Genomic DNA, 15,876 nt, shown 5'->3' on the forward strand with positions numbered 1-15,876 from the left:
CAGCCTTGCGTCCCCGGATGATTCTCCGGGCATTGCGTCCGCCGATGCTCTTCGGCGCATCACTTCCCGGGATGATCTTCCCGGCAAAGCGTCCTGCCGAAGGCAGCAATTCATACCACTATGGTTCTTACGCAACATGACGAGAAGACTCTTTGGCTTATGTGTGCAAAAGAGTTTCCATACCACTATGGTTCTTACGCAACGCCATTTTTTGAGCTACAACTAAGACAGAGAAAAATTTGTTTCCATACCACTATGGTTCTTACGCAACGTAAAATCGATTTTAAGCACACTTAAGTATGCGTGAGTTTCCATACCACTATGGTTCTTACGCAACGTATACATGTTAGACCATATTATTAGACCTGCCAAGGGTTTCCATACCACTATGGTTCTTACGCAACCATCAGTAAAGACCCAATACAGCACATTTTTAAAACAGTTTCCATACCACTATGGTTCTTACGCAACTTATTAGACCAAGGCATAGCTTGACGAAGAGACCTAACTGTTTCCATACCACTATGGTTCTCACGCAACGGTGTAGATTGGTCGCTTCCTGCGGTATCGTCAAGTTTCCATACCACTATGGTTCTCACGCAACCGTTTGGGTGGATGAAACAGGAAGAGTCATCCACACGTTTCCATACCACTATGGTTCTCACGCAACAAGAGTTCAAGGCGCAACTTATGGCCTTGTTGAACTACGTTTCCATACCACTATGGTTCTCACGCAACTTATTTGGTTGTATTTTATAGGGTTTCTATCATCTCTTGTTTCCATACCACTATGGTTCTCACGCAACAAACAGAAGCAGAAGAAATGCAATTTATACATTCAAGTTTCCATACCACTATGGTTCTTACGCAACACAAAGGTTTTTGGGATGAATACTCGTTGCTTATAAGTGTTTCCATACCACTATGGTTCTTACGCAACCCGCATTAGAGCTATATCGTAAGTCAATCTTAAGTGAAGGTTTCCATACCACTATGGTTCTTACGCAACAGAGACGCATTTCCGTGGAAGAAACAAACACATTCTGTTTCCATACCACTATGGTTCTTACGCAACCTTAAGTTGCTAGTCAAAGATTCATTGTATCAATTTTCGTTTCCATACCACTATGGTTCTTACGCAACCTTTGTGATCTCCATAGGGACTTGACTGAAAAAAGTTTCCATACCACTATGGTTCTCACGCAACGAGGATAACAAGGCAAGGAAACGCCACGGATATAAAGGTTTCCATACCACTATGGTTCTCACGCAACCCAAGGAGAGCAGCACAGTTGCTCGCCGAAACGATGTTTCCATACCACTATGGTTCTCACGCAACACGGCGACCCACGCCGAGCCGCTCAATTGCTCGCAGGTTTCCATACCACTATGGTTCTCACGCAACTGAACGACAAGATACAAAACTTCGATCCGAACATCGTGTTTCCATACCACTATGGTTCTCACGCAACTCATCTACGCCGGAGCATTTCAATTGCTCGGCGAAGCCGTTTCCATACCACTATGGTTCTCACGCAACGAGACGGTTTGCACCTATACCGCATAGTCTGACATTGTTTCCATACCACTATGGTTCTCACGCAACCTCCTTCCTCTACACGATGCCCTTTCTTTATTGAAAGTTTCCATACCACTATGGTTCTCACGCAACGTGCTGCCTCTATGGGTATTGGTGCCGTTTATTGCATAGTTTCCATACCACTATGGTTCTCACGCAACCCATGCCAAGGAGACCATCACAAGCCCACCGTTAACGTTTCCATACCACTATGGTTCTCACGCAACGCTCGAAGATGCACGAGTCGCGGCAATTGCTTTCGCTGGTTTCCATACCACTATGGTTCTCACGCAACGATTCCTGATGTGTATGACTGTGTATAGTGAAACACCTGTTTCCATACCACTATGGTTCTCACGCAACACTCAGACGACACTAGCCACTCTTGCAACAGAAACGTTTCCATACCACTATGGTTCTCACGCAACGGAGTGTTCTGATTCTTCCAACGAAAATGACTACAAGTTTCCATACCACTATGGTTCTCACGCAACGGAGTGTTCTGATTCTTCCAACGAAAATGACTACAAGTTTCCATACCACTATGGTTCTCACGCAACTCAATGGTGAATTTCGCAGAGTGGAAATCAACTGCAAGTTTCCATACCACTATGGTTCTCACGCAACAATGGAACCAATAGACCGTTGACGAAGAGACCGTTGAGTTTCCATACCACTATGGTTCTCACGCAACACTATACAAAATCGTTAAGTATCGTGAAGTAAATAAGTTTCCATACCACTATGGTTCTCACGCAACCAGCTTGTCTATGGCAAGAAGTTCAACGGTGCGGGTTTCCATACCACTATGGTTCTCACGCAACAAGAGCGTGTGAAAAAGATAGTCGAGTATGCAATCAGTTTCCATACCACTATGGTTCTCACGCAACAAGCTCATTAAACTTACTCATCTCAGCAAGAACTCTGTTTCCATACCACTATGGTTCTCACGCAACTGATACGGAATAAGTAATAATGACGGCTTGGAAATCTGTTTCCATACCACTATGGTTCTCACGCAACAGGAAGAAATGAAGTCAAAGAGATACAGTGGGAATATTGTTTCCATACCACTATGGTTCTCACGCAACGGCTTAGACTTTGCAGAAGAGACTACGCTGTTAGGAAGTTTCCATACCACTATGGTTCTCACGCAACGTTTCGTCAGGAAGATCAACAGGCTGGCAAATGGGTTGTGTTTCCATACCACTATGGTTCTCACGCAACTAGACTCGAAGATTAGATATACTAGAATCCATTCAGTGTTTCCATACCACTATGGTTCTCACGCAACCCGAAGAGAGAGAAAAAAGAATTAGAAAGAGTATTATGTTTCCATACCACTATGGTTCTCACGCAACCGATTCCGCCCCCCGTACTTTCAGCGATCTCGTATGTTTCCATACCACTATGGTTCTCACGCAACGAGGGCCGCCCAACTGCTCGCCGAAGTGATCGACCAAGTTTCCATACCACTATGGTTCTCACGCAACTTGATGAGCTCTGTAATTGGCTTGGAATCACGGTTATGTTTCCATACCACTATGGTTCTCACGCAACCAGCGAAGAAGTAACCCCCACCGATCACTTGGGCCGCAAGTTTCCATACCACTATGGTTCTCACGCAACCACTCCCTCAATAGCCAAATAGTTCTACCCTTACTGTTTCCATACCACTATGGTTCTCACGCAACCAGACCTTGAGATGAAGAAGGAACAACTTCAATCTCAAGTGTTTCCATACCACTATGGTTCTCACGCAACAGTGAGTTATAGCATGTTAGTTGCTTATTGTAGTGATGTTTCCATACCACTATGGTTCTCACGCAACAAACCCATTAGACCATGCTATCAGACCTAGGCATAGCTGTTTCCATACCACTATGGTTCTCACGCAACCTGAATTCTGGTATATCGCCAATAACCAACTAATACTGTTTCCATACCACTATGGTTCTCACGCAACCCATAAGCCATAAGACCATACCAGTCTATAAGCCTATAGTTTCCATACCACTATGGTTCTCACGCAACCGCTTTTATTACAAAGATATTATACAGGTTTTGGGTAGGCAGAATCAACCAATTGGGAATACCTCGTAAGCGACATCGAATTTACATTTCGGCGATTCGCTTGGATTTGATTCTAGATGGACGCAGTGTTATGTGGAGGGAGAAGGCGCCGGTATCTTCTAAGGAAGACCAATTGCGGAAAATACCGGCGAGACACTCTCCAGCAGAAGCTTACAGAAGAAAGCTGCTCACGATTTCGCTTTCAATCAAGTGACCTATCTGCAGTCGTATCTGTGTAAACTGTACAGGAATGATTCTAAATAGGTCTAGAAGTGTTATTAGGAAATGAGTCTAGAAGAAAATGGCATACGATCGATCCGACGAGGATTGGTAACGGAATTATTAACTCGGGAAAGGCTTATGGGAAGGATAATGCAACTCTGTTCGGAAAAGCCGATGATGATAATCCGCAATATGGCGTTCACATTAAATGATAGCATGTAATCTAGTGCGACAATAAGCTGAATTAACCAATCTTGAAATGCCTCAGTGGAATTGGGTTTTAGAAGCATAGTGATTTCGACGGCAAGTAGTTCCGAATGAGTATTGACCGAGAATGATTATTGCGGGAATTTTACTTCTGGAGTCAAGAAAATTCGAACTTGATGAAAGGATTTGAGAGAATTGTTCTGAATGGGTGTTCTGCATTCTACCACCACATGTGAAGCGCTTTGTAGTCTTCCTCTGAAAGAATAGACCGGATCAGTTTGTAGCATTCGGTTAGAAGCAGGGTGTTATATGAAACTTTTCTCTTGAGTGTAGGATGAAATACCGTCTCTTCCATGAATTTCTCGAAGTGCTCAACGTACTTCTTCATTCCTTCATTGGTAAGAAGGGTTGAATTCATTTCCTTATCGAAGTCGTCTTCTGTAATGATGGTTTTGTTTAGTAGAGTCATGATCAGTCTGTCTACTATTACCGGCTTGAAGACCTCGCTTATGTCGAGGCAGAGCGAGAATCTCATTTCGCAGGGTTCATGGAGAAAGCTTACTGTGGGATCGAGTTGAGTCTGATAGATCTTGCTGAGTGTTCTGGTGTAGAGTAGTGAGTTTCCGAAGGAAATCATGCAGTTCAATATCCCTAGTGGAGGCTGTCTGACTCTTGTTACGAATTCCTGACCGGTAAGCCCCGCAAGAATCGGATAGTAGTATTGTCTGAAAGCGCCCTCGACAGCCATTACCGAGTTGACGCCGGTCGTGTTTTGAAGTCTTTCTCTAGTGTTCTTCAGCCCCTCTATCTTGTCTTTGTATCCGGGAATCTTGCTGGAGGATCTCTGGAGAACTCTGAGCATGTTGTGCATCGCTCCGTCGATGAATTCTCTAGATAGTTTCAGCCTTTTTATAGGGTCGAGAAAGGTTTTGACCTGTTCTACCAGGAGTTTCCCCGATACTTTCTGCTTCCTCGGAACGAAACTCCCGCTGTACCAGCCATTATGGGAGAAGACATGAAGCGCTACTTCTTTTTTTGAGAGGAAGGAGAGAAGATGGGTGTTAAGATCGATTTCTCCAAAGGTTGAAATCGATTCTATCTTTTCTATTGGAATGAACTTTCTTCTACCCTCTCTTTCGAGTAGAAGAGTGTTGTCCTTTCTGCTCAGCTGTCCGCTGGCGAAGAGATAGAAGTTCTTCTTCATGATTGAACCTCCTAGGAAAAGCAGAGATCGAAGTACGAACATCCTTTGCACCCTTCTTTGAAGAGCGGAAGGGGCGCATTATCCAGGTTGAAGATTGTCTTTATCTCATCGAGATCTCTTCTTATTTGTTCTTCGTCTTCTTCAGTAAGTGAGAGCATGATCATTTTCTTGGCTCTAGGATACGTTAGTCTGGCAGTAAATTCGTGAAGGCCAAGTTTATGCTTTAGATAGTAGAGATAATACTTGACCTGATAGATGTGACCCTCTCTCACTTCTTTGCCGTACTTGATTTCAACGATTTCTCTTGTGTTTCTGAGTATGTCGAGAGAGATCTCGTCTATCACGATGTCTTTGTCTTCACCCTGACTGTATTCTTCTTGAAGTAGCTTGCCGAGTTGAACGCTCTCTGAAGTCGATTCCATTGAGATGTTGTGCAGAAAGAACCAGAGCTGCGTCTTGCAGTAATGGAGATAGTTTATTGCATTACCCCCGATCCTTGGCTGTCTTTCCGTTATTTCCATCAGAAGCCCTCGATTATGGAACCTTCGTCTTCTTTCGGACCGAGGTAGCCGAATGATGGATCGTAGATGATTGGCGCGTAGATGAATCCGTCATCGTCCTTTTCCAAGCGTCCGATCACATCTCTTACTGGTACTTTGACAAGTTTGCCGAGTTTCTGCATCTTGCCCGAATTATTGTTCCTGAATTCAGCAGGTATCACTTCGATAGTCTTGTATGGGATACGGCGAATCAGGTCGTCTGCAAGCCTTTGATCGATTGACATCGAATAAATCTGGAAGTTCATCTCTCTCACAAACTGCCAGCTCGCCTTACCGGCAGAGATCTCCTCTTCAATGTTCTCTATTTCAGAGAGTAAGTCTTCCATCATTTCCCTTAGTTCAAGTCCGCTAGGAGTTTGATGGGCTTTTAGGAGTCCAAGAGATTTGTCAACAAGGTTCTTGTTATAGACAGAATATGAGTTTTCGTTCTGAGGGAAGATCATAACCTCACCTATCGGAGTGGTGCCTTCTCTGTTTACTCTCCCGAAACGCTGGGTGAGCGAGTCAATCGGTGCAGCTTCTGTTATCAGGACGTCGTAGCTTATATCAAGGCTGATTTCGATCGTCTGTGTGGCTACGATGATTCTCGGAGGAGAATCTCCCGTAATGCGAGAGAGGATTCTTTCCCTGTCTTCGAGGTTGAAGCGACCGTGATAGAGAATTATTTCTTTATCTGGAATCTTATCGGACAGGGTTTTGAAAGCTTCCGTTGCCTTTTTGACCGTGTTGAAGCAAAGAATGGCTTTTTTCCCCTTTTTATGTTGCCTCTTTGTCTCTTCAACAGGGTCGACATCTTCTAAATGAGAGATGGTGATTCTTCTCAGCGATTCACCTTCGTAATCTCTCACTATCACAGGGTAGTCAAGAACTTCCTTGAGCTTCTGGATCATGTAGGAAGGGAGAGTGGCGCTCATCACGCAAACTGGAGTACCCATGGCTTTAAGCATTTTTATGCTTTCAAGCAGTATGCCAAATGTGTACGGTTGACTCGCGTGGATCTCGTCGAATATGACCGCCGAATTGACGATATTTACTATCTTTGGCTCCCATCTTCCCCAGTTAAGTGACATGAGAAGAAGCTGATCGAGAGTAGCGACGGTGAATGGGTTGTCAAAGGCTTTCATCCAGAAGATTCTATCTCGGGTGTCTTCTGAATATCCTTCGTTAGAATACAAATAGTATGCGATGTTGCCGTGGACCAGACCGGTTTTGTCGGACACTTCTTCCGTGTATCTTTTGTACATAGCTTCGACTGTTGTCACTGTGGGAAGAAAGAGGGTGGACTTTTCTCTTCCAGTCGATTGTGTCCAGACAAGAGCGGCGAGAGATTTTCCACGACCAGTAGGAGCGAGGATTATCGTGTCCTTTCCGGTAGAGGCCTCTGCTTGAAATGTGCGCAAGGGCCGAGAATCGAGTTTTATGCTTGCTGATGAGAGGGGCTTCTTTGCGGAAGCCGACCAATCTGCAAGGTTTAGAATTCCCTGGATCAAGAAATAGAGTCGCCGATCGCGAGGTGCGCCAAAAAAGAAGTTGCAGAGTCTCTTGAGAAGTTCTCGAGGAGAAGGAATCTGCAAGTTAAGATCGGGAAGCTCAATGCTGAAGTGACCCTTCACATAGTCTTTTATCTCCTTGAATTCATTCACAAGTTCGGGGTTTGGAGTCGCCTGTTGTCTTTGAAATCCCAAGGATGAGAAAGAGTCTTTGAATCGAGAACCATGATGGCCCAGTATAGACTGGAGGATATAGTTCTTGATGGGGGATTCATTAAGAGAGGCCATAGCTATCTGAGCCGAAGCAAGTGAATGGGAAAAGCCTTTTTTGTCGAAGGAGAATTCTAAACAGCCTTTCCCGATGTCGTGGAAGGCGCAGGCGGTTAGAATTGCTTCTGAGATTTGTTTTGGGTCAAGATTCGTGTTTTTGAGGGCGATTTTATTTTGATCAAGATAGCTATGAGCGTAATCAAGAACTCTCTCAGTATGCTCTACCAGGCTTACTCCCGGCTTGGCGAGAGACATTATTCTACCTCCAGAGGGGAAAGACAGTATCTGAGACATCTACTGCCTCTCCAGAGTATTCGACCGGTTCGGAGATGTATGTGTAAGGAGATCTGTTTTTTGGTCTCCTTGCTTTCGGGTTCCGTTTATCTCGATCAAATTCGCTATTCAGCCAGTAAGTCTTGAAGTGAGGGATAGTCCCTTCACTTAGAGCTGTGATGTTGATCTTGCCTTGAAGGTCTCCCTTAACCACAGTGTTGTTTATGACTGATTTCTCCACTCTCTCTGCGGTCTCTAATTCAGACTGGATAAAGGTTATGAACTCGTCGTCTCTTCCCAGACTTAGGGGGAAGCAGGGATCGGAAATAGCTTTCTTGATCTCTTTTAGTTTGGTCTCGGGGCCCACAATTAGAAGTCTAATATTGGGTTGATAGAGGACCTCTCTTATCACGACAGCCTTGCCAATGGATCTTCCACCGTCTTTTACCTTCTTTATCGCCCATGCGTCTTTCGCCATTCCTTCATTCTCCTGTATGTGGACGCCGAAAGAAAGGTCCCGGCAATAGTTCTGTGCCTCGAAGTATTTCTTGCCGGTAGCTGCGCCGATTATTCCAGTGATCGTGGTGGGCGGAGGAAAGGGCAGGCTCTCCTGATAATTCATAGATGCGGGGCTTCGAAAGGAAGCTGTGTATCCCTTTATTGAGATTTGGAGCACTAACATCTTTTCACCTCCATTGGAAAAGGCCCCTCGCATGAGGGGCCAGTGTTATATTGTTGAAAGGATCTCTTTCACTCTGGAGAAGGCATCTGTCATGGGAAGAACTTCAATTGCTTCTGGAACTCCAGCATCCAGCGCAGATGAGTCAAGTACTTTCGTGGTTCCAATGATTACGCGATCGATTATGCTTGAATAATTGGTAATGCTATCGATCAGCGTTTCGGCATTGATTCTTCCCTTTGTATCACAGCTTACGGATTCGAGGAGGAAGGGAAGCTTAACTGTTTGAAAGGCGAAGGCGATGAATTTCGGAGAGATGTCTGATAGTATGTTGGTCTGCTTTCCGCCTGTCCAGAGAGTCATCATGGAATCGAGGAAGAGGTTGAGTCTTCTCAAGCGCTCTTCTTTCTGTATCTCGAGTGTGGTTTCTTTGATTTCAGAAGGATCGAATTTGCCGACCCTGTCAAGTTCTATGAGTCCGCCGCCTCTGAGATATGCGGAGTAGACTTCGGTTTCAACCATGTTTCCGCCCTTGTCGCTGGCTTTTCTTGTCTTTGTAAGTAGATCTCTGTCGCCTCTGTAAGGGAAGAGAGATACGAGCGGGGCGATTCTTACGGGAGACGTTCTTTTTCTGTTGTCACCGGTTACTGCGATCATAAAGCCGAAGAGGTCGTCGTCGATGTAGTTCAGCGGATCTCCGAGTGTAGTTTCGACTTCTCCGTCTACGGGAGTGGAGAGGGCCTCGCCGATTTCTGCAAATCTCTCTCTCAGGCCGTGGCGCTGACATTGTCCGGAAACGTAGTTGAAAGCGGATCCGTCGGGAGCGACGATCTTTTTTGCGGTCTGAATGTTGCCTTCTGTGAATCCTGCGTTGGGGTTACCCATAGTGACTTTGGATATCGAACCCCAGGAGAGACATTTAATCTGCAATCTTTTCACCTCCATTCTGTGAGGATGCATAATGTCTTGAAAGGTATTTGTTCACGGCGAAGATTACAAGAAGTGCTTTGGGCTTCTTCCAGCTTTCCTCATTGAGGATCCTTATGAACTCTTCGGGAATTCTGATTTTCCAATCCTCTTTTGCGTACTTGAATTCAAGATCGGCAAGGGTGAGCAAGAGATCCTCCAGAGAGCGGCTGTTGCGTAAAGAGTATAGATCGCCGAAGCTCTGGGCTTCAAAGACCGCGTTGCCAATCACTTCTCCGGCCTTTTTTGAGAGATCGATTGTCATTTGATCCAAGCCATTCACTCCTTTCATGGTATTTGATGCAACTATCACCTCGTATATAGAATGGACAGGGTAATCGAAATCAAAGATGATCATCTGAAGCCTTTCTTCGAGTGGCTTGAAAGAGAGGATCATTCTGGATATCTCTTCACGTCTCGAAACGTCGGCAGAGGGGCTTCCGGGGATTACCAGACTGTCCATGAATTTCGAGAAGTCGCCACCCAGGGTCTCCACGTTTTCGAAAAAGGTTGTCAGCTCCTCCACTCTCTCGAATGAGTCGAAGTTGAGAAATGAGTTGTTTCTTCCAGTGTTCGAGACCTGCATAACTTTGAACGAGGAGCGGGGAATGAATCTGGTCTTCTCGAACAGGGTGTGAAGAGAAAGGAGAAGGGTTTCATAGGGTTCCTGAGGATAGAATCTCGCCTTGACCTTCAGATTTCTCCAGGAACCGGGTTCGTGGAGATCCTTCATCCAGAGAAATGTACTGTAGGTCGATTCAAGAGTATCGCTCTCCGGGAAGAGGTAAGTGATCACGTAGTCCTGCCCGTCCTTATAGGATGTGTAGAATAAGGCGAGACCGGCCATCATTCCAAGGAACTGGCAGTCAAGGCAGACTTCACCGCTTCCCGAGCCGAAGCTGAAGAAGCTCTGAAAGTTCTCGGCCTTCACCGATAGGGGATCTCCCAGCATCGAAAGTTTTTCAAGTGTTGAGACTCTAGAACCGCAAAGACTACATACTTTGCTTCCAATCTTGTTTTCCTCGAGGATCTTTGAGACTTTGTCCAGAACTGTGTACTGCTTTAGAAAGGGTCTGAGGTTTGGCACCCAGGGCTTGCCGTTCTTGTTGAGCATATCTTTGAGGGCGTTTTCGAAGATCGTCTTTTTGGGCGTCTGTGTCTCGAAAAGGTTTTCCGTGATAGTGCAGTTTGCGTCATATCTTTTTATCGCGACCGCTCCGGCCATTTGCCAGAAACTTCTTATATGAACTCTCATGTGACACCTCTTCCGGTTAAGAATTGTCTTCACAGTTTTCGCAGATGTTTCTTCCTTCCTGAATTGTGCAACCGCAGCAGTCGCAGAAGACTCCTTTGCACCAGCAGGTCGCGCAGGCGCTGCCTTCTAAATCAAATCCCTCATCTTCATCCAGGTAATCATCCCCGTAGAAATCTCTTTCGTCTTCCAAGATGGCTCACCTCCTTCAAGATTTATAATCACACTTTTGTGGAGCATCAGTTCTCAAATACATATTCACCGTCAATCTTAAGTAGTTTTGGTGGTTCAAAGGCGATGTTGACCTTACTTAGTAATTCGGATATTTTGTTCAGAGCGGACTGTAGTTCCTCGACGCCATCGTCTTGCGCGCAGAAGTTGGTGAATTTTACGATGATGCTGAAGTCTTCCTCTCGACGACTGATTTGAATCTGTCCTTCGGGAAGTATCTCTCCGTTTTCGAGAGAGTCGAGCAGTTTTTCTTTGAAGTAATCGACGACAATCCAGGGGGCTTTTGCGTAATATTTGTAGACTAGCTCTATGACATCACCTCCTTATGTTGACAGTCATGGCACGCAGTCTATGGTTAATAATCACACTTTTTTGTGAGATGGATTTGGAAGTTTCGTGGCTTTTTGGTGGAATGTTTTGGTGAAGAATTGTCTCGTCGGCCCAGATGGTATTTATAAAGAGAAGAACGCTGTTGTAAGTGATTCCACTTCCCCAAGCGGCACGATTTTCTTGAGGATAGGATCTGAATTCTCTAATAACAAATAGAATCAGGAGAGAGAAAGTCTTCGGGTAATTTAAGTATGGAACGGGGATCCAAATTTCGTTAGCTCGGGTGTTGCACATTACTTGCTCAGTTCTTCCTTTGTCTTCTTGTACTGCACAGCTATATGGCATGCAGCATCGAATATTTCCAGTCCTACGTTGACAATGAGCATGATTGCCTGTGCGATGTTTGTTGGATTGCGAGATGGTCTCAGCTCATTTGGTTTCACTGTTTCACCTCCCTTTCCCTCAGTTAGTTCGCACGTTCATGATATATAATCACACTTTTTAAATTATTACCGCAAAGACAGCTCAGAAGAGATTTAGCTGATTATCATGGCCGGGTTCTCTTGAGATCAGCGCGTTAAAAAGAATCGAATAGGTCTTGATTCCTATTCCTCTAATGTCTAGGATCTCTCTGAAACGAGTGACGTCTTCGCGTTTGTCCAGAAGTCTTTTTATGATCGAAGGCCTGAGAGTAAGGCATTTCAGTTCATATTCAGACATCGCCCTTAGCTGTTTTATCATCGATTCCTCGTTTTTCGAAGGGCTTTTATCCAGACAGAGAAGTATTTCTGCCTTTGAGCTTTCAAATACCTCTCTTGTTATGTTCTCCGATGTTTGAGGATCTATACCCCCCTTTCCTGCCCCGGCCAGAGGAAGGGCAACTCTTTCAAAATTGCTTTCTGTTATGATCTCTTCCGCACGCTTAAGAGAGGAACGTATCCAGGAGATTTTTGATGGCATCTTCCAGTCTTCTTTGACAAACAGGCTGATTATCCTTGGAAAAATATCTCCTCGGAATATCCAGGCCGAACCGGGCAAAGGACTTTCGCGGGAGCATCTCTCTCTGTAATTATCAAAATAGCTAGGAAATCTAAGTTTGAACTCAAGCGCCAATCCGGCACCCATAACTCCCTTTGTATTGACTGTGTTTGCTATTACGGGGACATTCTCTTCTTCAAATGCGGCAAATACGCTTTTCTGATATACAGTTATCATAAGCACAACCTTCAAAAGTAGTAGTTGCTTCCGCTATCGCGGAGCTGTCTGATGGAGACTCCGTTTATCTTTTCCGCATTTCTGTCTAGAATTATACATTCGATCCATTCCGGTTCGATCATGTCGGTCTTCACTAAGATCTCGGCACCAAGTCTTTTCTTGAGCAACCAGTTATCGTAGAAGTTTCTTGCTGAAAGCACCACTTCAATATTTATCTTCTTGAGAGCGGCTTCGCTCAGAACATAGATCTCGGCATCACTGCAGGCGGCGATTCTGTCAGATACCAGGCAGTCATAGTGAGTTACTAGATCGCTATTCAGTCTTAGAATCGCGAAATCTCTCTTTTCTTTCTGGTAGCGGAAGGTCATCGCATTCCTGGTATTAAAGAACAGCGGTACATATTCATGTAGGGACTTTCTTTCTCTGATCGTTTGAACGGTCTGATCGGAGTAATCATCGTATGGTATCTCCAGAGTCTCTACTGCCATCTTGCTCATTACTCCGTGTTCTAGTATCGAAGGAATATTCTTTACTGGCGAAAGATAGTAGAGATGCTTCACTCCGAACGCCTGTAAGGGATTACTGCTCGTAACCATTATCTCACCTCCCTTTCAGGTTTATAATCACACTTTTTACGAGGCTTTGGATTCTCAAATGGAAAGCGTATAATATCGTTGAAACTGAATTACTAATTCTTTGCAGTTGGCTGTTTTGGAGGATTTATGGTTAAGAAAATCACTTATTCCTTGCAGCAGGTCTTCGCCGGTCTAGAACTTCTGATAAAAGAGGACTACAGACTGTTGTTCGAGAAGTTTTCTCCGGAGTTTGAACTGATCGAAACGCTCGAGGAGCCTCCCGGTTCTGCTCTAGCGGAGTTCTCGTTTACATTCGAAGAAGAACGTTATTCTGTAAAGTTCAAGGCTCTATATCCCGATCAAGAAGGTGCCTTTTCCTATCTTTCGAAAAAGTATTCCACACCACTCATTTTGCTTGAAAAGAGGGGGCTTTCGTCTGATTACCTCGATCTCGAGAACTTCTGGGTAGTGCCAGGGTATTACTTGAGAATGGCCTTTGTGTGCTTGCAGGCTTTGAGAGAACTGCAGTCAAAAAACGGTATGGAACGTGTAGATACCGTCCTCGAAACGGCCGAAACTCTTCTTAACAGAACGGTTGTTGGAACCGAGATTCTCAAGCAATACGACAAAGGTGACATTGAGGAAGAACTCGAGATGAAGAAGCCGAAGTATTTGAAGGTCCCTGCTCTCTTTGAGCTACCTTCTTCAAACGGGCTTTTGCAGATATCCGAGCTGAGAAAGGCGGTCATACCCGGAGACAAGGTAAAGGAGTCGCTAAGGTTGCCTCATTTCTCCCATCTAGGGAAGCTGGATCTTCTCGAGACTCCTGAATCCGTGAGAATCGGAATGAATCTCTTCCTTGCGAACGGCGCCCGTTATAATGCTTCGAATCTTGAGATAGAAAGCAGTGGCGAAGATTCCGAAGCCCTTCTTAGCCCTTCTACGTGTGCTGTTCCTTTCATGGCATACTCGGATGGCGTCAGGGTTACTATGGGAGGCAAGAATCTGAAGCAGGCAGTAAAGGTCGCTTCCAGCGAAAAGCCAATAATTCGGACTCCCATTGATGAGGAAGTTGATCTTGACTACGGTGTCAATGCCCTAGCCGGATATGCGTTGTTCAACGGCTTGAACTTCGAAGATGGAATAGTCTGTTCTGAAGGGTTTGCAACGAAAATGTGCATCGTAGAGAAAAAGTCAATTGAAATCGTTGATTCGGTTCCTGTATTGCTAAATGCGAGGGTCAGTGTTAAGAACAGGTCTACGATAGAGCTTTCCAGTGAGGAAGGTTCGATAAGGGTTGTATACAACTTCAGAACTAAAGGTTCGATTGTCAATAAAGGTGACTGGCTGATAAGAAGAAATGTCTTTTTTGGTGGAAACGATAATCCCACTAAGTCGTATTCAAAGAATATCTACTATGACCTTTCATATCCAGGAGAGATTCTGAAGAATCCAGAAGAGGAAATGGTCTCGTTCATTATGAGAACTATACCAACCGCCAGGAAGATAAAGAAGGGGGAAAAATTAGTAGACAACTTGAACGAGAGCGTCGTCTCCGTAAGTCTTCCCTTGACTATCACAAAGCCGCTCGAAATTGGTGACAAGATTACTGGAAGACATGGAAACAAGGGCACTATATCGAAGATCGTTTCCGACAGAGAAATGCCGCATGTTGAGATAGATGGTCAACGCAGACCTCTGGACATTATTCTGAGTCCCTTCGGGGTTATAACCAGAATGAATCTAGGTCAGCTACTAGAGACGCACAAATCACTTGAAGGTGAATATGTCGATAGACCTTTTAAGAATCTGGATCTCGCTTCCAGGGTCGCTGAAGGAAAAGACATACCACAGCTGAAGAAGAGACTCTTTTTTGCAGATGGAACTTCGTTTGAGGCTGCAGTTGGTTATCAGTATTTTGTTAGGCTAGATCACTGCGTAAGGGACAAACTCCATGTAGTAGATCTTGCGGAGACCTCCGAGATTACGGGACAGCCAGTGAAAGGAAAGCGGAGAGAGGGCGGACAGAGAATCGGCGAAATGGAGTTTTGGACTCTCTTCGACAACAATGCGCTTGAGACCGTTGGGAGGTTTTCTCAAACTAACATCAGCGACGCTTCAGAGTTCAGAAAGCGCTATTTCGATACCTTCAGGCTTCTTATGAACTACTACAGAGATTTCGATGTTGAAATCAAGGACGACCCGTTGAGAATAATTGTTAAGGAGACTTCAAATGACTTCCTGGAGAAAGTCGCGAGCGACGAAATCATGAGCGAGTTCTTCAAGCAAATAAAAGGAAGGGCGAAAGACAGGAAAGAGAGAAGATTCCTGCTATCGAAATCGGGATACTTGAGAAAGTACATGCTTGGAAGACGGATACATTTTTCCGGCAGAACCGTGATCACACCGGTGACAGACATAGACATAGACCATGTTTATCTTCCCTACGAATTTGCAAAACTTTGGCTTCCTCTGAAAGAGGATTCTAAAGAAGGGATTAAGATTGCTAATGATCTGGCGAAGGAGAGTAATCTCTATGTGCTTCTCAACAGACAGCCCTCTCTACACAGACACAGTATTTCCTCTGCTAGGCCGATTTTCTGGGAGAACAAGACAATAGGATTGCCAATTATGTTGTGCGATGGATTCGGCGCCGATTTCGATGGCGACTCCATGGCTGTTTACCTGCCCGTAGATCAGGATGACGATCTGAAGAGAGAGCTGAAATCTATGCTTCCCTCCAACAACCC

The 15,876-nt window shown here is 44.9% G+C and carries 12 protein-coding genes and 1 CRISPR repeat array; of the genes, 2 read left to right on the forward strand and 10 right to left on the reverse strand.

Annotated features, from left to right (window positions below):
* The first annotated feature begins 106 nt into the window (after window positions 1–106).
* A CRISPR array of direct repeats spans window positions 107–3,613; the repeat unit is 30 nt; unit sequence GTTTCCATACCACTATGGTTCTCACGCAAC.
* 688 nt (window positions 3,614–4,301) lie between these two features.
* Genes cas1b through BG32_RS15520 form a run of 7 tightly spaced genes read right to left on the reverse strand, consistent with a single transcriptional unit; the run spans window position 4,302 to window position 10,968 of the window.
* Entirely contained in the window at window positions 4,302–5,285 is a 984-nt protein-coding gene (gene cas1b / locus BG32_RS05075; protein ID WP_121526498.1) for a type I-B CRISPR-associated endonuclease Cas1b, read from the reverse strand.
* An 11-nt stretch (window positions 5,286–5,296) separates the two neighbouring features.
* On the reverse strand, window positions 5,297–5,806 hold the full coding sequence (gene cas4, locus BG32_RS05080) for a CRISPR-associated protein Cas4 (RefSeq protein WP_014731182.1): 510 nt from the start codon (window positions 5,804–5,806) through the stop codon (window positions 5,297–5,299).
* Window positions 5,806–7,860 (reverse strand): CRISPR-associated helicase Cas3', encoded by a 2,055-nt coding sequence (cas3, locus tag BG32_RS05085; RefSeq protein ID WP_121526499.1) that lies wholly within the window; start codon window positions 7,858–7,860, stop codon window positions 5,806–5,808. The genes cas4 and cas3 overlap by 1 nt, the downstream gene beginning before the upstream one ends.
* A 4-nt stretch (window positions 7,861–7,864) precedes the next feature.
* Window positions 7,865–8,560, reverse strand: coding sequence for a CRISPR-associated protein Cas5 (cas5, locus tag BG32_RS05090; protein ID WP_121526500.1), 696 nt, complete (start codon window positions 8,558–8,560; stop codon window positions 7,865–7,867).
* A gap of 45 nt (window positions 8,561–8,605) precedes the next feature.
* Window positions 8,606–9,496 (reverse strand): type I-B CRISPR-associated protein Cas7/Cst2/DevR, encoded by an 891-nt coding sequence (gene cas7i, locus BG32_RS05095; RefSeq protein ID WP_259459530.1) that lies wholly within the window; start codon window positions 9,494–9,496, stop codon window positions 8,606–8,608.
* The gene (locus BG32_RS05100; RefSeq protein WP_121526502.1) at window positions 9,477–10,778 is read right to left on the reverse strand and encodes a hypothetical protein; all 1,302 of its coding nucleotides are present in this window, start codon (window positions 10,776–10,778) and stop codon (window positions 9,477–9,479) included. The genes cas7i and BG32_RS05100 overlap by 20 nt, the downstream gene beginning before the upstream one ends.
* Window positions 10,779–10,794: 16 nt before the next feature.
* Entirely contained in the window at window positions 10,795–10,968 is a 174-nt protein-coding gene (locus tag BG32_RS15520; protein ID WP_183084288.1) for a hypothetical protein, read from the reverse strand.
* A gap of 172 nt (window positions 10,969–11,140) precedes the next feature.
* On the opposite strand from BG32_RS15520, the gene BG32_RS15525 reads away from it, so the two are divergent.
* Window positions 11,141–11,311 carry a hypothetical protein gene (locus BG32_RS15525; protein ID WP_183084289.1) on the forward strand — a complete coding sequence of 57 codons (171 nt, stop codon included), beginning with the start codon at window positions 11,141–11,143 and terminating at the stop codon, window positions 11,309–11,311.
* Window positions 11,312–11,629: 318 nt separating this feature from the next.
* Here the strand turns inward: BG32_RS15525 and BG32_RS15530 are convergent, their stop codons facing one another.
* From BG32_RS15530 to BG32_RS05115, 3 genes are all read right to left on the reverse strand, one after another.
* Window positions 11,630–11,779, reverse strand: coding sequence for a hypothetical protein (locus tag BG32_RS15530; RefSeq protein ID WP_183084290.1), 150 nt, complete (start codon window positions 11,777–11,779; stop codon window positions 11,630–11,632).
* 82 nt (window positions 11,780–11,861) lie between these two features.
* Window positions 11,862–12,551: a macro domain-containing protein gene (locus BG32_RS05110; protein WP_121526504.1), complete on the reverse strand. Its 690-nt coding sequence runs from the start codon at window positions 12,549–12,551 to the stop codon at window positions 11,862–11,864.
* 11 nt (window positions 12,552–12,562) lie between these two features.
* Window positions 12,563–13,147: a DUF4433 domain-containing protein gene (locus BG32_RS05115; RefSeq protein ID WP_121526505.1), complete on the reverse strand. Its 585-nt coding sequence runs from the start codon at window positions 13,145–13,147 to the stop codon at window positions 12,563–12,565.
* A gap of 126 nt (window positions 13,148–13,273) precedes the next feature.
* Here BG32_RS05115 and BG32_RS05120 point away from each other — a divergent pair.
* A partial coding sequence (locus BG32_RS05120) for a DNA-directed RNA polymerase subunit beta (RefSeq protein WP_121526506.1) occupies window positions 13,274–15,876 on the forward strand: 2,603 nt, incomplete at its 3' end.

This window comes from Mesotoga sp. HF07.pep.5.2.highcov (genome assembly GCF_003666285.1).
GTDB lineage: Bacteria > Thermotogota > Thermotogae > Petrotogales > Kosmotogaceae > Mesotoga > Mesotoga prima.